The sequence below is a fragment of the Colwellia sp. C1TZA3 genome, from assembly GCF_007954265.1.
Classification (GTDB): domain Bacteria; phylum Pseudomonadota; class Gammaproteobacteria; order Enterobacterales; family Alteromonadaceae; genus Cognaticolwellia.
In genome coordinates this window covers 22,011-46,626 of the sequence record NZ_VOLS01000033.1, presented here as the reverse complement: position 1 = coordinate 46,626, position 24,616 = coordinate 22,011, and the positions used below count along the sequence as shown (strand labels likewise).

Sequence of the window (24,616 nt, the reverse complement as noted above, 5' to 3'; positions counted from 1 at the left end):
CGCAGGAAAAATAACTCAAGGTAAGGCGCTCGATTGAGCAATAGCTGGCTATTGGGATTGAGAGCAACACAGCCTTGAGCTATTTTAACTAGTACAAGTGAGTAATAACTTAATGGGATTGGTATTATACCCAGGTCTGCTTAAGCAAGTATTGGTAAGTCATTTTAATACTTGAGTCAGTTTTTTTGACAAATAGGCTAAAAATATCAAGAGCAAAAAAGTACCAATCTAGTCCATAAAAGGCACTTGAAAAGAAGGTACTTGCAAATTAATTTTATTGGCTACGTTTATTCCATATTAAAAATAACCACATACCGGCCAGCATTGCAGCATTAAAGGTTAGTACCTGAGGCAGAAAGCTAACGATTGCTGTTAACGCGGGACCAGGACAGAACCCAGCCAAGCCCCAGCCACATCCAAACATGGCAGCCCCTAATATTAAGCGTTTATCAATGTCAGTTTTCTGTGGCCACTGGAATTGCGCAGAGAGTACTGGCTTGGAGCGCTGCTTCAAAAAATAAAACCCAGGGATAGTCACACTTAATGCGCCCGCCATAACAAAGCCAAGAGTCGGATCCCAATGGCCAAACCAGTCAAGAAAACCTTGCACACGCGCTGGATTGACCATCTCTGAAAGAATCAATCCCAAACCAAACAGCAAGCCAGATATTAGTGCGATAACGTTAGTCATTAAAGCCCTCCGAATAGGCGCACAACGGTAACTGTTGCAACACCAGACAAAATAAACGTTACCGTCGCCGTTATCGAGCGTGCCGACAGACGGCCAATGCCACATACGCCATGGCCACTGGTACAACCTGATCCTAATTGGCTGCCAAAGCCAACCAATAATCCAGCCACTACCAATGGCGCTAGCCCTGCTGTCACTTCAATCTCGAGAGGGGCGTTGAGTCCTTGCCACAAAAATGCGGCGAAGATCATGCCAGCGATGAACAGCAATCGCCAACCACGTCCAGACCATTTGACACGTTTTAGCTCTATGGCACCTCCCAAAATACTGCTTACACCCGCAATTCGGCCATTAAACAGCATGAGTAAAAGAGCCGAAATGCCAATCAATACACCACCAGCATAGGCTTTGGCAAATAGCTCCCAACCGCTCATAACACACCACAAGTAAGATTAACAGGTAACGCAATAGCCATTATTTTTCGATCAGATAAATCTGATTCATTGATAATTTCAAGGTATTCGGTTTGCGAAAACTCGCCAATAACGGGCACACAACCTAGCTCTTCTCGTAGCTTGTCTAATGCAGTAGTATGATCAGTATGAGTCTGGGTGTCTTTTGCACTAACCAACTTTAGACTCAGCTCACTAATGATTGGTACGTAATAATTGATATAGTCCAACACTGGACCAATGATGACTGCTTCACGCCCTTGCACACTTGACAACAGATAACTGTAGGTACTTGAGATTGGCTCAAATATTTGTCGATATAACATCAGATGACTCCTTTTTATTTGAGGATAATGAATATTCATAAAGTGGCTCACGCCATAGCAAATAGGCCCTTTAAATACTAATACCAATTTGATTAATTAAGTGCTCTACTTTTTTATGAGAAAAAATTAATAAATACAAGGCATAAAATTTAGTCAGTAATTATTCATCTTATAAATTTTATAACGCTGTAGTTTTTTATTTTAACCATTAAAAATGAGCAGATAATTAATTAACTTGGTATAAGGCACGCTAGTAGAGCAGTCCAAATAAAAATATTATCTCGTTATGTGCACCAAACAAGACAAGATTTTACGATGAATTAGTGATAATTAACGTTAGTGTTTCGCGTTTTTATAGTGCGTTTACTTGACTGCAAGCAAACATTTTACTCTTTTTTAAAATGCTGAACTTTCTACTCATATTTGAACGGTGTCACTTAGGCTGAGTTTCTTGTCTACCCCCTAAATGCTCGATTACCACTTAGAATTTACAAGGAAGTAAACAAGATTACTCCATCACACCAATACGGGTTAAATAAAGTGAGAACTATCGAGGAATTAACCTTAAAGCAGATATTCCCCTGCTAGTTATTCAGCTACAAGTGACCGCTTCTTGTCTATTCCTTTACGGTAATGTCTTCCAGTAACGTTATAATAGTGCGGTTATTGCTTAGTTTCGCTAAATCAATGAGATAGCTTTTTTCAAGCGCTTGCATTGGCTGATTTGCCAATAATTCTTTTATCGATTGCTCCTCATTATTTGCTATAGCAGTTTTCAAGGCTGCAAAAGTTGCAATACTGTGTTCATTTTTGTCCGTCATAGTAGATCCTATTAGTTTCATTCTGTTCAATGTTTGTTATTGAAGTCATAGCTTACTGCTAACACTAACAATATGACTGCGTAGGTTGCAAGATAAGTGATCCGATAAACTAAACACCGCAATTTAACCAATAACAAAGAAGTCCATAAAGCGATTTACTGGCGTAGTCTCAAGGGTGGCTTGATCTTGACAAACAGTGAAGATTTTTTGGCACTGCTGGTGTGGAAAACGTGATGCTAAGTTAGCTTTGAATTTTAGCTCCAATAATGGCATGCCTTCTTCACGGCGGCGGCGATGACCAACTGGGTATTCTACAACCACTTCTTCGGTACTGCTGCCATCGTTAAAGAAAACCTGAATGGCATTGGCAATAGAGCGTTTATCCGCTTCTAAATACTCTGTTGTAAAGCGCTTATCTTCGACAACTTCCATTTTGTCACGCAGTTCATCGATAATAGGATGTGCGCTGTGAAAGTCGTCTTCATAATGCTCTGCGGTTAAATTCCCGAACACCAACGGCACAGCAATCATGTATTGCAAGCAATGGTCGCGATCGGCAGCGTTGGCAAGCCCACCCGTTTTTGAAATAATGCGAATGGCCGACTCGTGAGTGCGGATTACGATTTTGTTAATATCCGCTAAACGAGATTTTACCTGGGGATATAAAATAACCGACGCTTCTGCAGCGGTTTGCGCATGGAACTCGGCCGGAAAGGAAATCTTAAACAAGATGTTTTCCATCACATAAGAGCCGTAATCTTGAGAAAACGAAAACTGGCGTTCAGCCTCTGGCTTTAGTGCTTGGTCTTTGTTCGTTTTCGAGAAAGAGACATCATAAAAGCCCCACTGTGGCGCGGTTAACACACTTGGTATGCCCATTTCACCGCGCATCGACATGTCAGCTAAACGAACCGCCCTTGAGGTGGCATCACCTGCGGCCCAAGATTTACGAGAGCCCGCATTAGGTGCGTGACGATAGGTGCGCAGTGCCCCACCATCGGCCCAAGCTTGAGATATTGCCGCCATAATTTGCTCTCGGTTGCCGCCCATCATTTTAGTAACAACCGCGGTTGAGGCCACTCGTACTAATAATACGTGGCATAAGCCGACGCGATTAAACGAATTTTCTAGCGCGATCACCCCTTGAATTTCATGCGCCATGACCATAGCTTCAAGTACTTCTCGCATGATGAGTGGCTGTTCGCCCTTAGACAGTCTCACTTGAGACAAATAATCTGCCACCGCCAGAATAGCACCTAAATTATCTGATGGATGCCCCCATTCAGCAGCCAACCAAGTGTCGTTGTAGTCGAGCCAGCGAATGATGCAACCAATGTCCCACGCGGCTTTAACCGGATCGAGTGTTAATGATGTTCCTGGCACTCGTGCGCCATTTGGCACCAGCGTACCTGGTACGATTGCTCCTAGGTGTTTTGTGCACTCAGGAAAGCGCAGCGCGAGCAGCCCACAACCTAAGGTGTCCATTAAACAGTTTCGTGCAGTGTTGAGAGCTTCTTCGCTGGAAACTTCAAAAGTTAAGACATAATCAGCGATATCTTGGATGACATGGTCGTAATCGGGGCGATTATTAATCTCTACATTACTACTCATTTTATCTCCTTATTCGTTTGATTTATTTTTTGGCCTAATGTTTAGGCTAATGTTTAAGCTAATGTTTATATTATTTTACGCTCAGTTATCTATGACGATATAAGCTGAATAATTTGTACATCAGCTTTAATAATGATCTTTTGTACTAGTCATTTTGCTTTTTAGCTCTTGGGTAATCATCTTTAAGGATCTGTTAAGATAGTTTAATCTTAACAGATCCTACTGTTTGCCATCAGAAGACTTAATATCTAACCCTCGCCCCCTTTGTTAGCATCACAACGGAACCAAAAATCAAAACAGACTCTGAACGGACTTGGTTAGTCTATTTCATCGGTAACACAACCTAGCGATGCAGATTTTACAGTGGCGATATACTTTCTTAATACACCATTTGTCGCTCTATAAGCTGGCTTGATCCATGCGGCTCTGCGCTTAGCGATTTCAGTCTGGTCTACTTTCAGTTGCAATTTGTTCATCACCGCATCAATGCGGATAATGTCGCCATTTTGCACCAAAGCAATCAGTCCACCTTCTGAAGCCTCAGGTGTAACGTGCCCGACTACAAAACCGTGAGAACCTCCAGAAAACCTACCGTCGGTGATTAATGCTACGTCTTTGCCAAGGCCAGCACCCATTACTGCTGACGTGGGTTTTAGCATTTCAGGCATTCCAGGCGCTCCTTTGGGTCCAGAATAACGGATAACGATAACCTCACCTTTTTGCACTTCTTCTTCAATGCCTTTTATTGCGGCGAATTCATCTTCATAAACTCTTGCTGGACCTTCGAATACTTCACCTTCTTTACCGGTAATTTTGGCAACTGAGCCTTCAGAAGCCAAGTTTCCGTAAAGAATTTGTAAGTGCCCTGTCGCTTTCAATGGCTTACTTAAAGGTCTGATAATATCTTGACCTGCTGGCAAGCCAGGTAAATCAGCTAAGTTTTCTGCGATTGTTTGCCCTGTAACGGTCAAACAATCGCCATGTAACAAACCTTCGGCCAATAAATACTTCATTACCGCAGGGATCCCACCTATGGCGTGTAAGTCTTGCATTAAGTATTCACCAGAGGGCTTTAAGTTTGCCAACAATGGCGTTTTATCAGCCATTGCTTGGAAATCATCTAAACCTAAATCAACACCACAGGCTCGAGCCATGGCTATCATATGTAAAGTTGCGTTGGTAGAGCCGCCTAGCACCATAATCATTCTTAAAGCATTTTCGAAGGCTTTTTTGGTCATGATATCTTGTGGTTTGATGTCTTTTTCCAGCAGATTTTTTACCGCATCACCCACTTTGGTCATTTCTATTTTTTTCTCATCACTCACCGCTAGATTAGACGAAGAATAAGGCAAGCTCATCCCTAAAGCTTCAATCGCTGAAGACATAGTGTTTGCGGTGTACATTCCACCACAAGCACCCGCGCCTGGGATCGCATTTTGGATCACCCCTTTATAATCTTCATCAGAGATAACGCCCTGCAATTTTTTTCCATAAGCTTCGAAAGCAGAAACAATATTTAAGTCTTCACCTTTCCATTTACCCGCTTTGACAGAGCCACCATAAACCAATATTCCGGGACGATTAACACGCGCTAAAGCCATCATTGCCCCTGGCATGTTTTTATCACAGCCGACAATCGCCACCATAGCATCATAATATTGCGCACCCGCAACGGTTTCGATAGAATCGGCAATCACATCACGAGAAACCAAGGAATACTTCATGCCTGCAGTACCGTTTGAAATACCATCACTTACGCCAATGGTGTGAAAGATTAATCCTACCAAATCGGCACCGATCACACTTTTTTTCACTTCTTTAGCAAGTTCATTTAAGTGCATATTGCAGGGGTTTCCCTCCCAACCGGTAGAAACGATACCTACTTGTGCTTTTTGCATATCCTCTTCTTTTAAACCAATCGCGTAAAGCATGGCTTGTGAAGCAGGTTGTGATTCGTCTAAAGTGACCGTTTTTGAATACTTATTTATTTCTGACATTGTTATGTTCTCCGAAACCATCATTGAATAACTGTGCTTAGAGCAAATCGCAAAAATATTTTTTGCGACCAACGCAGCGCTTTTTATATGTATTGCATTTTCTGCTCTACTGTATTTGTATTTGTATTTGTATTTGTATTTGTATTTGTATTTGTACCCAAACTACTTGAAGACACAGGGTTCAGCAAGTTAAGAGGTGCTCCAAATGCAATAAATTAATATCAACATCTTTAAGGTCAAATTCAATAATTAGTATTCCTATTTATAAATTTTACCTTTTAATCTTAACGATTAGTTCCGCCCATATAATTTGAATCTAAGGAATTAAATCATCACTGCTTGGAATAAAACTAAACTTTTGGTTAAAAATCGTTCAAACCTGAAGAAATTTATCGCATCAGAATACCATTATCAATTGAAAAATAACTAAACTACTAGTTTAATCCCGAGCGATAATAGAGCAACAAAAAACTAATAGAAAGTTCAATGCTAAATAACACCAAAACTCGACAATACAGAGACTTATACCAATCCCATTAAGTTATTGCTCACTTGTACTAGTTAAAATAGCTCAAGACTGTGTTGCTCTCAATCCCAATAGCCAGCTATTGCTCAATCGAGCGCCTTACCTTGAGTTATTTTTCCTGCGCACAACAAGATCACAAACTTAATGGAACTGGTATTAATGCTATCTGAAGTGCCTTAACACCTAAGGCAGTTGCACCTCCAAAACCATTTAGAAGCTGCAAAGTAAGTGGCCACTATTACTTAGCCACAATAGATAAGCCTTTAAATGTGGACTTCTGCTCTGGCTGAGATGTCGCCAGTTCCATTAGAAAAAGTTGCAAAAGAACAAAAACTCCCTCACCCAAAGGGCAATTATGATGGCTAAATTTTGCCCTTGATTCATATTTAACCAATCGGGTTACATAGCCACTTTCAAAATTTTAACCCACTACTTTCAAAATTTAACCTACTAATAGCTTACGCTACACCCCAGGTAGAGCGCTTACTTGCAAAGCTTGTGCTTTTCTGTGAATAACAGCACAAGCTTGGTGGAGTCCATATTTATCATATTAGGTGCGCTTAGCAATGGTTATTTGGCTAGGTTTAATTAAATTTATAAAATCACGACTATCAAAAGCTCTCTGCCTGATCCTCTTATTGTAAGTCCTAATCTTTGAATTTTATTCAAAAAATTATTTCACTAATAAGAAAACAGTGACTTAACAATGATATTTCTGCTACATTGATCACATAGAAAAATTAAATTTTTTAGCAACTACTAAGCTACTGATTTTTTCCATATTGTTAATTATTTGTACGGAGTAGAGCATTTAATGTGCCATTATTCTGCGTGACCAAGTAATATAACCTAGTGAAAATATCTAACAGCATAGGCTAAGAATAAGACCATACCCTGTTAAGCGAAATGATGTTTGCGCAACCACAAACACGGTGAGTATTGAAAAAGTTAACCGCAAAGGCGAACATTCCAAATTATCATTCATTTAGATGAGTATTTATTTTTTGATATTTTCTGAATTCAGCAAAAGAATCTCTACAGCTCTAATTACAATAATTTTACTTGCTATTGTAGCCAGCTTTGTTGGCCTTATTTATAACATTGATCAAAAGAATATAAGCGAATTAAATAGTGATTTTACTATTAATAGTAGCTATTACATAGATGAAACTGACAGTATTGACCTTAACCATATCTTAAGTAATGTTGATTTTATCGCTAGTAAATTAAATAATATTCCTTATGCATTAGCACAACAAAGTTATTGGATAAAGTTGTCTTTACACTATCCTATTGATAAAACATCGGTAACCGCCAGCGCGCAAGAAAGCTTTATTAAAGACAGTGGTAACAAGCAACTAATATTGATGGCCGAACATAGTATGCTTGATACTTTTATCGTCTATCAACTAAATGCCTTAACTGCGCCAAAAAAAGTCTTCCATAAACGCCCTAACTCAAAGAATTTAAGCCAAAATGTTTACCCTTATGCAAGACTACAGCTGAATCAATTCGGCCATAGTGAATACCTGATAAAAGTAAAAAACTCTGGTCCCCCTAATATCCCTTTACAGCTATTTACCCCACAAGACTTCGAACAAAGAGTACTGCTATCTCAACTGATATATGGTGCATTTATCGGCATATTAATCATCATGGCAATATATAACTTAGTATTATTTTTTGCTGACAAAGATAAAGTTTATTTATTCTATATTGGTTACTTATTATCTGCCTTTTCAGTGCTGTCCTCATTGACCGGTTATGGATACTTTCTTTTTTCCAACCAGGTAATGCAATTACTCAATAAATATCTCATTTTTACTGATTTCTTACTGATTATATTTCTGCTGTTATTTACCCTTTATTTTTTACGTTATGATCGCTTAAAACATTGGGCTTACAAATATTCAATCATATTTACTGTTATTATAGGTTTATTTAGCCTGTATTCTCTTTCGCTCGATGAATTAACACAAACCAAACTATTTTTCTCTCTACAGCCATTATTTTACATCGTCGCGCTCTTCTTAATTTTTAACCGCTTAAAACATGACTTTTTATGGGCACGTTTTTACTTCTTGTCCTGGTTACCCTTGTTAGTTGGCGCTATTATTCAACCTATGGTGCTGCTTAACCAGCTTGAATATAGCTTTTTAACGGGCAATGCATTCCTATTTGCTATCATGATTGAAGTGACTTTTATGGCATTTGCCTTAGCTGAGCGTATTCGCCGCAATGAGCAAGAAAAGCTAACCATGGTTGCCTACCACCAAAGTAACCATTTACCGAGACAAACAAATTTAGACCATAAAATTAGTCAACTGATAGAAGAAGGTAAGCAAGATTTTACCGTAGTAGTGATCAAACCAGAGCAATTTCACCGTATCGAACTCTATATTGATGAACAAATACGCGTCCAATTCTTTCAACACTTAAATTTAAAATTATCTTCATTATTCAGGTTTAACGATGCTGTACTTAATATCACTGAGCAATTTGAGAAACTCTGCTATCTGGAAAATAGCAGTTTAGCGATAGTTATTGATAATTCACTTAACGAGCAAGATATAGCATTGTTTGTTAACTCAATTCAGCAAGCTGCCCGCGATGTTTTTTATATTAAAGATCTTAAACTGCCCTTATCTGCGCATGTTGGTTTAGCACACTTTTCTGCTCATGATAACGTCAGTACAAACATGATTAATAACGCGTCAATTGCCGCGAATAAAGCTGAGTTAACGCAAAATAAATGGGCTTACTTTACACAAAAAGATAACCAAAGCAGTCCTTCGTCAATACAGCTAGCCATTGACTTACAACAAGCAATAACAGCGCAAGGGTTTGAATTATTTCATCAACCGCAGATCGATTTAAAAACCAATAAAGTCTGTGGTAGTGAATGTTTAATTCGCTGGCAGCACCCAACACTTGGTCATGTTTCACCTGATGTTTTTATTCCAGTAGCAGAGGATTTTGGTTTAATACCCTCATTAACATTATGGGTGGTAGAAACGGCGCTTAGCCAACAATCAGGACTAACCCAACATACCGGTATGAACCACATGGTGTCTATTAACATTAGTGGTAAAGACCTTATTCAAGCAAATTTCATTGAGGACATCACTAAAATAATTAATCACAGTGACATTAAAGCAGAGAAAATAATTTTCGAATTAACAGAGTCTGTTTCTTTTGCACAAAATAGCCTTGCAATAGAAACTATAGAAAACCTTATTGGACTCGGTATCACTATTAGCCTTGACGACTTTGGCACTGGCTATGCATCCATGTCACAAATTAATCAGTTACCTTTTCAAGAGTTAAAAGTAGACCGAGAATTTGTTGAAGATGTTTGTAGCAACAATAAACGTAAGGTTATTGCGGAAACCGCAGTAAAAATGGCAAAAGGATTAGGCTTAGAAGTGGTTGCAGAAGGTATTAATAGCAGCTTAGATGAAGAGACTTTACGCAGTTTTGGTTGCGATATTGGCCAAGGTTATTACTATGCTAAACCGATGTCTTATGAGGATTATCTAAGTTGGCTTAATCATTTATCTAATGGCCAAATACCCGCGAGTTTAGCCGGAGAATATATACCCGCTCCTCTTAAAGATACAGAGTTGTACAAACCAATAAAAGATTAGCTACAGATAAAATGTAGCTAATCCATGGATGATGCAGGTAGAGCGAGGAAGTGAGTAGTGAAACAGCTATGTTCCCATCAAAAAAAATTCAGATATTTTTTCGTTAAAACAGTTGGTTTTCAAGTGTTTTACCGTTAATAAGCTGGGCATAAGACCAATTATTACTTGCTAAAACTGTTAATAAATCCATTTCAATGGCTAGCTTACCTTGCTCATTACTGATGGTAAGTAAGTATTCTTTATCTTGTGTCATGCTCACTTGGCTAACCCCCGGGATTTGTAAGATTGCTGGCATAATTTCTGAGTAATGCTGTTTCATTCTCAGCGTTAAAAATCCAGCACTGTCATTATTCCCCAGCGTTTTATGCTGTTTTAACTGACCATTATCGAGATATAGTACTTGATCACATAATCGCTCAAGCTCGCTAAGATCATGAGAGCTTAAAATAAAGTTAACTTCGCTGGCATGCTCACTAACAATAGCGCGTATTTCTTTAGCATTAGCAGGGTCAAGCCCAGCGGTTGCTTCATCTAACATGACAATTTCAGGGCTGCCTAATAAGGCTTGCGCTATGGTTGCGCGTTTACGCATACCGTGCGACAACTCACTTGGCAGACTATTTACCACATCCGACAAAGCCACCATGTCTAGAACCCTAGCCGTATCTTTTTTGGCAAACTTATTGCTCATACCTTGTAAGCGAGCATAAAAGTTTAATTGCATCGCAATAGTAAACCTAGGGTCTAATTGCGCGTCCTGAGGCAAGGCTGACAAACGCCCAAACAGCGCTGAATTTCCAGGGACATGTCCCAATATACTAATATTGCCTGATGAAGGCTGAATATAGCCACATAACAAACTAAACAAAGTGGTTTTACCTGCACCATTAGGACCCACTAAAGCAACTGGCGCACCTTTTTCTAAGGAAAATTCGACCTTGTTGAGGACCGTCTTATCTCCATATTGTTTCGTTACTTGTTGAACATCGATAATTAAACTCATAGTGATGCCCTCTTCATCAGCAAATGGCTAGTAATTAGTAACAAAGCGGTCTGTATTAAAGGTAATAAATATTGGCTAGTGGCCATGCTGCTTTGCGATAAAATACTGCTTATTTGCTCACCTGGAAATAGCCAATTTAGATAAAAAACTTGGCCAAATTGATATTGAATAAAAGCAAGCACCAATGGGCCTAAGGCAAAGAATAATGTTGCGGCAACTATCGCAAGTCGCGCTGAATTAACGAAGCTATTAAGTAATGACATTAAGGCAATAAATGGCATAACAACGATTAACAATTCTAAAGATAATTTAGCACCAATCTGTAGGCTGGCCGATAAAAGTGTTACATCTCGCACACTGGCTAATATGGCTGTTGCTATTGAGGTCAGCAGTATTAATATCGCTATAATAAGCAGCTGACCTAAATAACGCCCTAATATTAACTCGGCTCGGGTTGTTCTTAGAGTGATAAACCTTAGTGTGCCACGATGCTTATCTGAACAAAACTGATCGCTACAGACCAATAAAGCAAAACTTGGGAAAAAATATAACGCCACTAGCCAATAAATAGCGTATTCAGCGACCGGCCAATCTAACAGTGCCGTTAGCCCCAAAGCACCAAACAATTGCGACGCCATGCTTTCAAATGAAGGCGAAATTACCATTGCAGACGCTGAGCCAACAAAATAATACAAGATAATAAACCATATTGTGGCAAAGGCTGATAACGCCAATAAACCGCGCTTAGTTGTAAACAAACGTAAAACTTCAAAAGCAACTAAGCACCAAATTCTCGACCAACTTATCTTCACATCACACCATAATAACTGTTATTTTTTAATAGATTAAAGTTAAAAGCAGCTAAATGCGAGTAATTAGTTTAAATACCTTTGATTGTTGTCAGCTTTTTTTACAGGTAAAAAACCCCCTAACTATAAGTACATGTAAAAAAAGAATAAAAAATATCGGTCTGTTTCTTGCTTGCCGCGTGATATATGTCGAAAATATTAATATACGTTTAATAAAGCATTATAGGAGTAAATTAATGAAATATTCGTTAACAACGCTAATGATGGCGGGATTGTTATTACTATCTGGACCTGTATTAGCAAGTACTACAACCGCAGATTTTGGTAACGTAATTAAAACAGGAAATAACTTTAATCAGTTTAATGTTAGTGTCGATGGTCTAACTATTAATATCTCTGGCTGGTCTGATACCGCCAACCACAGTGGCGATGGCCGAGGTGATAATACTATCGAAAGAGCAAAAAATTTGGATAAATGGAATGGTGGTTGGTCAATGCAGAATCAAGATGAAAAAAATGGTGGTTACTGCAATACATACGGCCATTCTGCAGATAATTTTGGTACTTGTGGTTATAAAGACTATGACTTCTTTTTGTTGTCCTTTTCTGAAGAGGTATCATTAGTAAGTGCAAGCTATAGCTGGATAGCAAAAAGAGCAAAAAAAACCCAGGTAAGTGTGGCAGCGTTAGATCATTCATCATTTACTGATTCTGACAGTTTAAAAAACAAAACTTGGGCCGACTTAGCAACAGGACATACTCTCAAGTCAGATTATGCGCAAGTTCAAAATGCTAGTGGTTATTATTCAAATTTTGATCGTAGTACTCATCGACAGTATTCAACTCTATGGTTAATTGGGGTATTAAATTCAGTATTTGGTGGTGATGCAGCATGGGAAGGTAATGATGGAATGAAACTATCCGGTGTTTCTTTCAACAAATCAGCTAATGATCCAGCGCAAGTACCGGAGCCTAATACGATGGTAATGTTTTTAATCGCGTTAATCGGCTTAGCACGTTTTGGTAAACGCCGCACTTAACCCTGATCAATAAAAAAGATGGCTTTGGCCATCTTTTTTTCATTTTTTCATTTTTTCATTTTTTCTCACGATTATTTTCACTAAAAATTCTATTATAAAAATTTTCGATATCAACACTACTTTTAAAAAAATCGAGGTACTATGCGCTATACCGTTTTAATATTGTCAATAATGGTGATCCCTTTTAGTTATGACAGTTATGCCAGTTATGACTATGAAAAAGCCCACATCGCATTTAATGCTAGTAAAATAGAAGCCGCTTATATACACCTAAAAAATGCTTTAAAAAATACTCCTGATGACTTACCCAGCCAGCTATTAATGGCAAAAATATTACTACAACAGCATCATTACACTGACAGCGCAAGCTTATATCAAGCAGCGTTAAGCAATGGTGCCGACATTAATTTAATATTAAATGAATTAGCTAACGCATTGATGTTATCTAAACAATACCAACAAGTTATTGCATTAAATGATTCAGGAAAATTAAATCAAAATAACCACTTACAATGGTTATTATTAGCGGCTAATGCCTATAGTGCTCTAGATGAAATAGCACAAGCTAAGGTATATTTGCAACAAGCCTATGTCATCGCGCCTGATAATATTAAGGTACTACAAAGCCTCTCGACTCATTTTTTAGAGCAAAAAGAACACTTCCAAGCAAGTGAGAAAATAACGTACCTGTTATCTTTATTTCCTGAAGATGCAAAAAATTGGTATTTGCAGGGGCAGTTACATATTGCCAAATTTGAATATAAGCAGGCCTTAGTCGCATTGGAAAAAGCCTATCAGCTTGCCCCATTAGACCCCTTTATTCAACGTGCACTTGCCAATATATATACCGGTGAAAATCGTATAAATGATGCCTTAACAATCACTAATTTAGTACTAAAAAATAGCCCTAAAGATCCCTTCGCATTATTACTAAAAAGCCGACTGCTATCAAATAGCCATCAAGAAGCAGAATCTCGCTTAATTTTAGACAACATCAGCAATCGCTTATCTTTACTGAGTGAGGAAGACAAGCAAAGTAATCAGTCACTGCTCTATGTCGCTAGTGTCAGTTCTTATGTCAAGGGTGATTTTGAACTGGCACAAACACAACTGCAAGCTTATCTAGAGGATAATTCAGACGATTTATTTGCCATTAATTTACTGGTGTCTATTTATATAAGCCAAGGGCAAACGTCTAAAGCACAAGCGACACTGGAAAATAAGGCGGTGTTAATTAAAAATGATCTAAAATTATCACTACAGTTAGTAGAAATATACCTGAAAAATAACCAACTCTTTAAAGCTGAACAAATGTTAAATAATTTGCCTGTTCACTTTCAAAGAACGCCCGACTATCTTCGTGCAGAAGCACTGCTCTTAACTCGCCTTAACCAATCAACTGCTGCTTTAACATTACTTGATAGTGCGCTAAACCTAGATGCACATCCAAAATTACTGATCACCAAAGCGTTAATTTTAAAGGAAAATAAAAACATTGCTGCTGCAATGGTTATTGCAGATAACTTACTGAGAACTGATGCAAACAATAGTGATTACTTAAAATTAAAATCCACACTGCTTTTAGCACAAAATAAATGGTTTGAAGCATTAACAATTATTGGACAAATTTTAGTGATAAAACCCAATGATTATACCAGCCTTTTTAACAAAGCTTCTGCCCTTGCCTTAGTGAATCAACTCGCTCCAGCGCTAACTATTTGTCATGATTTATTAGCACGCACACCTAATGCAAGCCAGGTATTAATATTGCAGGCAAAAATCAATCGAGATTTGGGCGAAGTTGACCAAGCAGTTACAGCACTTATTGCGCTATTACAAAAAGAACACAGCAATATCTCCGCATTAGAGACTTTACTGTATATTTACATCGACCAGAAAAATAACATTGATGCAATCAATTTATTAGATCGACTAACAAAGTTAAGTTTTTTAAATCCTGAATATGTACGCTTAAAAGCGCAAGTTTACCTCGCCTTAAAAGATCAAAACAACAGTAACAAGCAAATAGATATATTATCGAGTTTGGCAAAATCTTCACAAGACTTTTATGCTTTAGCCGAACTTCAAGCTAAAGCAAATATGTTAGTCGCAAGTAAGATGAGTCTTGATCAGGCTATTTCCACCCTGGAGGATAACTCAGCTAATAAACTTAACATTGAATTTGCACTGGTTAATGTAAATTTAATTTTGCAAGATTATGCTGCAAGCAACAAGCTTTTAAATAGCATTGAACAGCAACATCCAAAAAATAGTTTTACCACACTACTTCGTGGCCATTATTATTATGCTCAACAACAATTTCTCCCCGCTCAAGAGTCTTACCTTAAAACATTAATACTTGATAAGAAAAATTCTCAAGCATTAATTAAACTCTATCAGCTCGCGCAGCTAAATATAAAAAATGCTGAGTTTATTACGCTGGTAACTGCACTGCTGGAAGATTTTCCTGACTACGATTTAGCGCGCAATTTACTTGCTGATCATTATTTAAATAATGCCAATTTATTAGCGGCTAAACCGCACTACGAAAAACTGGCTAGCGTAAAACATTTAAAAAATCAGGCTGCCATATTAAATAATCTAGCTAATATTTTACAATTTGAAGATTTGGAAAAAGCTCGATTTTACGCAAAGCAAGCAGTTGAAATTAACTCGACCTCAGCTGCATTCTCAGATACTTATGCTTGGATCATCGCTCAACAAGGCGATTATGACTCCGCGTTGAATCTGCTACGAAATGCTTATGCTATGGACTCAAACAACCCAAGCATTACTTATCATTTAGCCTTCATATTGACCAAGCTTAAACGTAACGAAGAAGCATTAACCGTACTTAAAAAAAGCTTAGATAACAAATCAAGATTTAGTGAAAGAGTACAAGCTGAAAAACTTTTTCAAAGGTTAACTCTAGCTACAAGTCAATCGTAGCTAGAGTTAACCTTATGCTAAATATAAAGTTTTTTGCTATTTCTTTATGCTTGAAACTTTTATAGCTAGTCTTTTATACCTAACCTTTGAAAAGTAATAACAAGACTCTGAAAAAGATTAATCCCTTGTATAAAATTTTATTCAACAAACTAACTACCTAAATAACAAATTTTATACGCGGTTTAGCGCCGTTTGAAGTATCTATTTGTGGCGTACAAAACAAAAGCCGTGCTGAAGGAACTTTTAATTGCTCAACCATATGCGCTTTAAACACCTCAACACGTTGTTGCGATAGTATATTTAAGCGCGCTATGTTTTCTGGCTGATGCGCTTGTGAAGCATCAGTCAATTCAATATCACTGGCGGTTGCTATAGCACAAAGCTTAACATTGACCTTGTCTCTATCGCCAAGCATCACCGACATTTGACGACTAAATTCCAGCTGTTCAGTATTCAACTCAGTTGCACTGGCCAGATAATTTAAGTCGTTTATTCTTAGTTTAAGGGCAAATTCGCCCGCAGCCATGGCAACTTTCATCACACTGGCATAAGGCACAAACGTGGTGATCAAATAATCTTTTGCCGCTGACATTGTCGCCTGCTTAACCAGTAACGTTAACAAGCCTGATAAGCCAAATGAAGGTGAACGCGTATCGCCGGTTAGTGGTAGCGACAACGCTACATTACCATCAGAATCTTTCAACATACCCAAAGCAACATTAAACGGCACACTAAATTGCTCTTTTATCACACCTCTTTCATGATCATCCGCTGAGGTGAACTCTATACCTCGCAGTAATAAATCAATATCGCCATTGAGTTGGTTGCCCGTCAAGGCAGTTTTAAGCTTTATATCAAGTTGGCCACTTTCAATCTCGTATTGTAAAGCATCTTTAATATAGCTAGAAATACCCGGTAAACTCACCTCTTTAACCACAGCATCTAAGGTGAATTTCTGCTGGGGGGCAAATGGTAAGCCTCGCCCTTTTAAGTCAAAACTAGCATATTTATCGCTTTTCCCTTGCATATCAAGCACAACGCCCTGCTCAGGCTTACCGCTATCAACATCTGACAAAAGCAAATGAGTAATATTAACGTTGCGCTCGTAATACGGTGTAACACTACTATCTTTAAAGTCTATCTGTGCACCATCAAGCAAGCTAAACTGCCCTAATCTAAATATAGGCTTAACGGGTTTATTAGTTTCATCAACTACCCGCTCTTGTCTAACAAGTTTGTTATCCGCCGTGTTATTTTCTTGCTCAGTGTCAGGTGTTTTTTTATCGTCGTTATTAGCAGACGCCACAAGTGTGGCCAATTTTTTTTCTTTATCTAATAAAACATTAGCCACAAGTCCAGATAAAGTGATGTTATTAACAGCGATAAGCTCAGGTGTATACTCGATATTATTTACCGACAAGTGATTAAAGCTAGCTAATGCTGGCAGATTTTGTTGGCTATTTTTTGAAAATTCACTGTTAGCCACTTGCACCTTTTCAATCGTTACTTTGGTCATGTTTTGCTGGAATTGAAGGGCAATATTATTAGCTGATAAATTTGATATTTCAGCTAATAGCGCCTTACTCTCTTTCGATTTTACAGCAAGCTCCTCAATAACATAATTCAACATAACATCAACATTGATGGGTTTATTTGGCTGTAATAACACCGCTAAATCTTTTGCCTGAATTTTTTGACGCTTAATAGCTATAGCAATATTATTTTGCTCGACATGCAGATCATCAACGGAGGCTATTAGGTCACTGGCTTTGACTGATGTTTGCTCATCGCTGATGACAATATCCATTTTACTTGCATAACTTACTTTGCCATCAAACACTGATATGGAGCGAGGTAGAAAATTATTTGCCGAGTTTAACGCAATATTTTTTGCATTCAAATCTATACTGATTTGGCCTTGCTGTTTCAACAAACGACCATCTAAAGCAACTTCTACTCGTGCGCCATTTAAATGGCTGACTAAATTTAATTTAATCTCTTGTTCATTTTGTGTAAGTAAAATGTTCTGCAAAGAAAATGAATCTAATTGAATGTTATGTTTTTGTGAAAAGTGCAGTAATTCAATATGAGCATCGGTTAAGGTAAATTGAGGAATAATAACTTGATAAGGAAAATTAGTGCCTGCTTGCTCTGTTTTTGTTTCTGCTTCTGTTGCTAACGCTGTGGAATTTTCGCTACGTAATTCAACGCCGGCAACATTGAGTGACGACTCATTGACTGTGACAGGAATAAATAGGCCATTGACCGTAAATTCAGCGACATAAATTTTATCAAACAATAATTGATGTAAATGTAATTCTGCGTTCAAGCTTTGCAGTCTAAGTACGCTGCTTTGCTCGTTAGTTTTCACTTCTAAATGACTAATCGTTAAATGTGCTGTAAATGGGTTGTAGCGAATACTAGATGCAGAAGTTAGCAATAAAGGCTTTGGTAATCCATAAGTATTGAGAGCATAACGTATTATAACCGGTGAGAGTAACCAAATAAGACTATAAAGGAGAATAAAGCTGATAACTAAAATTTGGCTAAGGCGTTTAAAATAACGACCCATGTTGGATTCCTATAGGTTAAAAAATAACACAGAGCTAAACACAAAGTAATTTGCTTATGCTTATGCTTCTGCTTTAGACGATTAATTATATATAATAAAAAGACAAAACAGACTACTGCAATGTTAGTGTCATAGTCTGCAAGATAAAAAGCTCAATAAGCTATTCTGCTTTTAACAAGTCGATGAATTGCTGTGATTGCGTTATCGCTTTACTCATTTCAGATACTAAAGATTCAACATCACGTTTAATGGTTTTATACTCGCCTTGTAAAGCGCCAATAGCCTGCGCATTTAAGTTATGCTTGAGATATAAACTATTATCTTTCAAAGCTGATAACACCGGCGCCATTCTATCTTTAGCTCGATACATAGACTTAATCAAACTTTGGTAATTACGCTCAGTTTTTCTCAGTTTTTGCTGGCTTTTTTGCTTCAAGCTATTACTTGAATATTGTTGAATTTCTTCATTCCACTCAGTAAACAAGGCATCGGCAACGCTTTCAATAGCATCAATACGAGCAGCCACTTCTTCAGCCGAAGCTTTACTGGCTTGATATTGGTCATTGACCAATTCATATTGCGTTGTCAAATCACCACCGTCATAATTTATCAATTGAGACAGCTGATCTAATGCAGATTGAAACTGTTGCTGAGCATCTTCTTGAGCACCTTGGGCGTTTTCAACACGATCGAGCATAATATCGCGCTTATGCACACCCACTTTTTCCATGGCAGAATAATAAGCCGATTGGCAGCCAACAAGTAACACTAAGGCAACAACAACAAAATATAATTTTGATACTGCTCTAGTTCTCGTTTTTAACACGTTCAAAATCTGTTACCGCTAGAGAATTTTGCAGCGTCAATAATTGCCCACAAGTGGGTAATAAGTGCAAAGGCAATTGGGAAGATTAACCATGAAAGTCCCCAGAAAATGCTGGCAAAAACAAAAAACAAAATAGCAGGTAATAAACGCCCTTGCACTAATTGGCCTAAACCTGGAATAAAAAAACTACATATCGCTGCTAAAACATTACCGCCAGAACCTTGTTGTGCCATAAAAACCTCTTAAATATAGAATATTTTTAGCTAAAATACCGTGTTGTTGTCAAAAGTATAGCATTACCTTAATCTGTAAGCTGCTGTTATTAAGTTGATATAATGTAAATAAATAAGACCTAACGTTTAGCCAAGAACAGTAAATATTTTAAGACAACATCTAATTATTATTGATAATTAATTTTTTATTTAAATCAAAGTAATACCATAAAAATATAAAGCTATTTCAATAATATTAGCGTTAAAGGTTAGAGCCACCATCAATATGGGAGACTTACCTTAGGCATAAAAAAGCCAATCGTGTACACGGTTGGCTTTAAATGAATAACTGTTTAGCTGATATAGAGCGAAAAAAGCGCTTTAAAATGCGAGTAAATAAAGTGTAAATTTAATTAACTACGCAAAACACCTGATCACCTTAAAAGCTTTTGTTGTACTGTACGGCCAACAGCAATGCGTTACCTTCTGAGCTAAAGCTCCAGTCTTTATTACCAACAAATGCACTGAGTGAATCAGGTAACTGACCTAATAAGGCATCTTCTTCAGTAACCACAACATTATCACCGTTAATATATGAAAGACCAAAGTCGATGCTTTCAGTGCGACTTAACTGATATGTAGCGCCAGCGCTGTACCATAATCGGTCACTATCAGGTATTGAAATTGAACGATAATCTTCAGCAGCAGATTGGTCAAACGCAACACCAACTCTTAACGCGAGTACTGGATTAACATCATAGGTTGCCCCTAAAGCAAAGCGATAGCTATCTTCAAAATTCTCTTGTTTTTCAAACGCTAGTTCATTGCCGGCATACGCTTCAAGTTTTTCAAAACTCGACCATTGCGTATACATAATGCTGTAATGTGTTGCCCATTGCGTTGTAAATTGATGAAAACCTGAAAACTCTGTCACTGCTGGCATATCTACCGATAAACTAGCAGCGGTTACCGGCACTGCAAGTCCGGAAAATTCGCCTTCAAATGCAAGCTCTACTTTACTACGATAAGAAAGTGCGAATCGGTGATCTTCATTGATTTCATAAACAACACCCGCATTCCAACCATAACCAAAATCATCACCTGCCATGTTAACAATTTCAGTACTTGTTGGTACCGGTGCAACAACGCTACCAACACCAGGAATGATAACACCCTCTTTTAACACGCTACCTGCGTGCCTAATCAATTCAGCCTCACCATAGACTAGGTTCATACCTAAACCTAGACTAAGCTGTTCATTAATACGGTAAGAACCACTGATGTTAGCGTTGACAGTTTTTAGGTCAGTTTTACCGCCAATCGAGCCAGCAGCATAATCGTTGTCGTACTCGCTTTTAAGGCCAAAATTTGAATTAATGCCAATACCATAAGCAAAAGTATCATTTACCGGGTTAATAAAATACATTGCTGGGATAATAGCTGTTGGTACCACACCATCTTGATCAAGTTGACTAACATCGTAGTCTGCGCCAAGCATATCTGGTGCATCCAGACCTTTAATATTAACACCGGGATCGATATACGTGGCCGCTAATGAAAAAGAGGCTTTGTCGAATAAGGCCATGGCTGCTGGATTGCGCGCTAAAACAGCCGCGTCGTCGGCGATAACTGAATCACCAGCAAATGCACGACCTAAGCCAGAGGCACTGGTTTCGTTTAACTGAAAAGAGGCTGAATAGCTGTTAAACGTTGCCAATGTGATAGCAGCGGCAAGGATTGATTTTTGTAATGTCATACTAAGTTCTCGGAGATTGTGGAAAATAAAATATTTATCGTATTGTAGAAAGTGGATTAAATACTGAAGAGTCATGTGATAATACCCGACAAAACGTACTCACCTTGTTAAGAAGTGTAACGCTATATCAAAAAAGTATTTTAATAACGTGTGAGCAAAATTGTCATATTTAAAGTGATGTTGAGAATTTTAAGATAGTGACTGGCACAGGCAATATATAAAATTAATTATAAAAATAGACCATGGCAAAAAAAAATTAGAAAACAGCCTTAAATGATTTAGATAATGCGATGAGAGATCGTAATAAATGTACACTACATAGCAAAATAGTTCGTTAAATTCCTATTCTGGTTTTGGAGAAATTGAGCATTGCAAGACTTATACAATATTGTTTTTTACAAAACAGCTCATAGGTAATTCTGCCTTATTATATCGCTTAATATCACATTTAGGCTCAGATATAATATTGTCTTCATTATAGTCTTTCTGGAAAATTACAAAAAATACCATCAACATTTAATTTTGCCACTTTGGCAATATCATCATAGTCATTAACCGTATAGACATAAACTTTTAAACCGTTGTTATGTGCGTGATTGACGAAGTCCTGGTTAATAAAATCTAAACTTAAATTAATCGACTGCGCATTAAGTTCAACCGCACAATCGGAATAAGAAAGAGGAATCCCATCAATCAAAGCACCAACAGGTATTTGGGGAGATAGCTGTTTAAATTTATTTAATTCGTGATGATCGAATGAAGACACCATAAAATCAAGCGCTGACCAGGCATTTTTTTTAATATATTTATCTATGACTTGATACGTTGCAATTGCTGTTTTTCTTCCCTTTAGTTCTATGTTTACAATTACTCTTTTATCAACAAAGTCTAAGACTTCTTCAAGCGTTGGGATAAGTTCACCTTTTCCGGCGTCTAGTTGCCTTAACTCTGCAAAAGTTTTATCTTCGGTATAGCCAACACCATTGGTTGTTCTGTCTACTTTATCGTCATGGATAACGACAAGCTCACCTGTCTTGCATACGTATACGTCTAACTCTATCGCATCAACATTTAACGCTATTGCTTTTTTAAAAGACCTTATCGTGTTTTCTGGCTCATGTCCCATTGCGCCACGATGTCCTATTTTTAGTACTTTTTTAGCCAAAATTGATTCCTCTGTATTCTCTATATAGTAATATTTAACGGGTTTGAAAAGCAGCTTGTTAATTTCAGACACCGCTGCTTCTTTATTGACAGTTAATGCCGATAAAGAAAATGCAACGCTTGATTATTTGAGCCTTACTTGGTCTTGCTTAATGCTTTTTTCAGGGGCCCTAGATGTGACTCATAGTTGCGCCATTGTTCAAGGCCACTTTGATAAATGGGTTGGCGCACCTGCTCAGAACTTGGTGTACGAACAGCACGTTTATTAGTGTGAAAATCAATACAAGCCTGTTCAAAAGGCAAACCACAGTAGTCCAATATACGCCGAACCTGAGTGTCTAAATCTGCCACCACATCTTCATATTGTACCCGTAAAATCTTACCTGGTAATGCTTTGTCCCAATGGTCCATTATCTCAACATAATTGCGATAGTAATTGCCAATATCTTCAAGATCATAAGAAAACTGTTGGCCTTCGCCGAATAGTTGTTTATAACCGCTAAAACAACAAGATAAGGCATCACGCCTGGCATCAATAATTTTGGCGTTAGGGAGGATCAAATGGATAAGAGCAATATGTCTAAAGTTGTTTGGCATCTTGTCGATGAAAAACACGGCTCCTTGGCGGTGATGCTGGGTGTCTTCAATGTAACGCTTACCCATTTTAGTCAGCTCATCAGCTGATATGTCTTCTAGGATGCTAGGATATTTAGGCTTGTCCTGCGTGGCTTTTCGTCCATTCAGGCGGTGTGCTAAGCCAATAATATTGGCCAACTCCATCGTGCCATCAACCTGTGAGTGTGAAGAGAGAATTTGTTCTAAAAGTGTTGAACCCGCCCTTGGTAATCCGACAATAAATATTGGGTCAGGAGCAGAGTATCCCGCCTGTTTATTACGTTTAAAAAAAGCGGCATCAAAATTATTTTTCTGAAATTCAAACGATAACTCCAGGGATTTACTATCAAATTGGTCTTGCTCACTTTTTAACTTGTTGCCGCGATGGTAAAAAGAGAAAGCTTCGTCAAAGTGTTTGCTGTCTTCTAGGTCTTTACCAAGGGCAAAGCAGAAGTGAATTTTATCGTTTATGGCGGTTGTTGCGCTTGCTTCCTGATCCCGCATTTGCTGACGTTCATCCGCTGTAAATCGATAAGTTTTTAAATTAGCCAAACTCCAAAACGCATCGCCAAAATCAGGTCTAAGATCATAGCTTTTACGGTACGCGTTGATCGCGTCTTCAACACGGCCCATTGTTTTTAAAGCATGACCGAGTGTTAGATATATTGAATAATTGTCTAAGTTGTTATGCAATACACTTTCAAAGGTACTGACAGCCGCTTCAAAATCTCCCGTTGCTTGTTGCGCATTGCCAAGACCAATTTTAAAATTTGAATTTGTTGGATCTGAATCTAACAAAATTTTTGCTTGTTCAAGTGCTTTATGAAATTTTTGTCGCTTATGCAAAACATGAACGTAATCTAAACGAGCCCTTTTATAGTTTGGTTCAAATTCAAGGCAGCTGGCTAATAAGAATTCCGCATCGTCAAGAATTTGAAATTTTGTCCCTAACTCTGCCAGTAAGCGCATAGCTTCTGGTTGGTGCGGATTGTCTTTGAGAAAGTGACGACAGAGCCATTCTGCCCGGTGTAATTGTTTTTGGTATATTAGGCTAGAAACAGACACCAATGCCGGTGGCAAGCTAGAGAGCCAATCAACACGTTTTTTAGCTTCTTGACGCATTGGATAGTCAGGTTGATCAGCGAGTACGCGCCAACTACCAAACAATGCTGGATTTAAGGCAACCGCTTTTTCAAAGGACGCTATCGCTTGGCTAGTGTTCGCCATTGCTTTGTGAATATAACCTTGCTCTTGATGCGCCCTGCCATGATCCGGTTGTTTGACAAGAATTTGGTCCAGACTTGCCATAGCCTGGTTATGTTTTTGTTGTTTACGCTGACAGACGGCAAGACAATAAATACCTTCAATATGGCCTAAATTTTCCACCAGCATATCTTTAAGGTTTGCAGATGCTTGGCTTAAGTGGCCTTTCTTAATCAAGAGTTGACACTGTTTAATAACTTGGTCAGGTTGGAGGTTTTTTAATTGATTTGGCAAAATAATGTCTCGGTAAATATCAAGATACAATTGATATTATTTATAAAGGTCCAGAAAAAAATAGGTCGGCGTTATTAAACGCCGACCCTAACTTATCTTAAA

General features: G+C 38.0%; 17 protein-coding genes. 3 read left to right on the top strand and 14 right to left on the bottom strand.

All coding sequences use genetic code 11. The features are described from left to right. Positions 1 to 274: 274 nt before the first annotated feature. From ESZ39_RS11040 to ilvD, 6 genes are all read right to left on the bottom strand, one after another. A complete protein-coding gene (locus ESZ39_RS11040) occupies positions 275 to 691 on the bottom strand; it encodes a YeeE/YedE family protein (RefSeq protein WP_146879952.1) in 417 nt (138 codons plus the stop codon). Then, a complete protein-coding gene (locus ESZ39_RS11035; protein ID WP_146879951.1) occupies positions 691 to 1,125 on the bottom strand; it encodes a YeeE/YedE family protein in 435 nt (144 codons plus the stop codon). The genes ESZ39_RS11040 and ESZ39_RS11035 overlap by 1 nt, the downstream gene beginning before the upstream one ends. Then, positions 1,122 to 1,469, bottom strand: coding sequence for a hypothetical protein (locus tag ESZ39_RS11030; protein ID WP_146879950.1), 348 nt, complete (start codon positions 1,467 to 1,469; stop codon positions 1,122 to 1,124). Before ESZ39_RS11030 ends, ESZ39_RS11035 begins: the two co-directional genes overlap by 4 nt. A gap of 617 nt (positions 1,470 to 2,086) precedes the next feature. Then, the gene (locus ESZ39_RS11025; RefSeq protein ID WP_146879949.1) at positions 2,087 to 2,290 is read right to left on the bottom strand and encodes a hypothetical protein; all 204 of its coding nucleotides are present in this window, start codon (positions 2,288 to 2,290) and stop codon (positions 2,087 to 2,089) included. A 123-nt stretch (positions 2,291 to 2,413) separates the two neighbouring features. Continuing rightward, positions 2,414 to 3,901, bottom strand: coding sequence for a 2-methylcitrate dehydratase (gene prpD, locus ESZ39_RS11020; RefSeq protein WP_146879948.1), 1,488 nt, complete (start codon positions 3,899 to 3,901; stop codon positions 2,414 to 2,416). A 317-nt stretch (positions 3,902 to 4,218) separates the two neighbouring features. Next, the gene (ilvD, locus tag ESZ39_RS11015; RefSeq protein ID WP_146879947.1) at positions 4,219 to 5,898 is read right to left on the bottom strand and encodes a dihydroxy-acid dehydratase; all 1,680 of its coding nucleotides are present in this window, start codon (positions 5,896 to 5,898) and stop codon (positions 4,219 to 4,221) included. A 1,530-nt stretch (positions 5,899 to 7,428) separates the two neighbouring features. Here ilvD and ESZ39_RS11010 point away from each other — a divergent pair. After that, on the top strand, positions 7,429 to 10,071 hold the full coding sequence (locus ESZ39_RS11010; RefSeq protein WP_191321765.1) for an EAL domain-containing protein: 2,643 nt from the start codon (positions 7,429 to 7,431) through the stop codon (positions 10,069 to 10,071). A gap of 103 nt (positions 10,072 to 10,174) precedes the next feature. On the opposite strand, the gene ESZ39_RS11005 is transcribed toward ESZ39_RS11010, so the two are convergent. Together ESZ39_RS11005 and ESZ39_RS11000 are read right to left on the bottom strand one after the other, a co-directional pair. Beyond that, positions 10,175 to 11,074 carry an ABC transporter ATP-binding protein gene (locus ESZ39_RS11005; RefSeq protein WP_146879945.1) on the bottom strand — a complete coding sequence of 300 codons (900 nt, stop codon included), beginning with the start codon at positions 11,072 to 11,074 and terminating at the stop codon, positions 10,175 to 10,177. Then, complete coding sequence (locus tag ESZ39_RS11000) at positions 11,071 to 11,886, bottom strand: hypothetical protein (protein ID WP_146879944.1); 816 nt, start codon at positions 11,884 to 11,886, stop codon at positions 11,071 to 11,073. Before ESZ39_RS11000 ends, ESZ39_RS11005 begins: the two co-directional genes overlap by 4 nt. A gap of 233 nt (positions 11,887 to 12,119) precedes the next feature. On the opposite strand from ESZ39_RS11000, the gene xdp1 reads away from it, so the two are divergent. Then, a complete protein-coding gene (xdp1, locus tag ESZ39_RS10995; protein WP_191321764.1) occupies positions 12,120 to 12,923 on the top strand; it encodes an exosortase-dependent surface protein XDP1 in 804 nt (267 codons plus the stop codon). A gap of 141 nt (positions 12,924 to 13,064) precedes the next feature. Next, positions 13,065 to 15,872, top strand: a complete 2,808-nt coding sequence (locus tag ESZ39_RS10990; protein WP_146879942.1) for a tetratricopeptide repeat protein — start codon at positions 13,065 to 13,067, stop codon at positions 15,870 to 15,872. A gap of 157 nt (positions 15,873 to 16,029) precedes the next feature. On the opposite strand, the gene ESZ39_RS10985 is transcribed toward ESZ39_RS10990, so the two are convergent. The 6 genes from ESZ39_RS10985 to ESZ39_RS10960 form a co-directional block, all read right to left on the bottom strand. Continuing rightward, on the bottom strand, positions 16,030 to 18,444 hold the full coding sequence (locus ESZ39_RS10985; protein ID WP_146879941.1) for a DUF748 domain-containing protein: 2,415 nt from the start codon (positions 18,442 to 18,444) through the stop codon (positions 16,030 to 16,032). 160 nt (positions 18,445 to 18,604) lie between these two features. After that, positions 18,605 to 19,270 carry a DUF2959 domain-containing protein gene (locus tag ESZ39_RS10980; protein WP_223270353.1) on the bottom strand — a complete coding sequence of 222 codons (666 nt, stop codon included), beginning with the start codon at positions 19,268 to 19,270 and terminating at the stop codon, positions 18,605 to 18,607. A gap of 2 nt (positions 19,271 to 19,272) precedes the next feature. Continuing rightward, positions 19,273 to 19,503 (bottom strand): hypothetical protein, encoded by a 231-nt coding sequence (locus ESZ39_RS10975; RefSeq protein ID WP_146879940.1) that lies wholly within the window; start codon positions 19,501 to 19,503, stop codon positions 19,273 to 19,275. 418 nt (positions 19,504 to 19,921) lie between these two features. After that, positions 19,922 to 21,238, bottom strand: coding sequence for an outer membrane protein transport protein (locus ESZ39_RS10970; protein WP_146879939.1), 1,317 nt, complete (start codon positions 21,236 to 21,238; stop codon positions 19,922 to 19,924). A gap of 475 nt (positions 21,239 to 21,713) precedes the next feature. Next, on the bottom strand, positions 21,714 to 22,475 hold the full coding sequence (locus tag ESZ39_RS10965; RefSeq protein ID WP_223270352.1) for a glycerophosphodiester phosphodiesterase: 762 nt from the start codon (positions 22,473 to 22,475) through the stop codon (positions 21,714 to 21,716). A 62-nt stretch (positions 22,476 to 22,537) separates the two neighbouring features. Beyond that, positions 22,538 to 24,514 carry a tetratricopeptide repeat-containing sulfotransferase family protein gene (locus ESZ39_RS10960; RefSeq protein ID WP_146879938.1) on the bottom strand — a complete coding sequence of 659 codons (1,977 nt, stop codon included), beginning with the start codon at positions 24,512 to 24,514 and terminating at the stop codon, positions 22,538 to 22,540. Between the last annotated feature and the right edge of the window lie 102 nt (positions 24,515 to 24,616).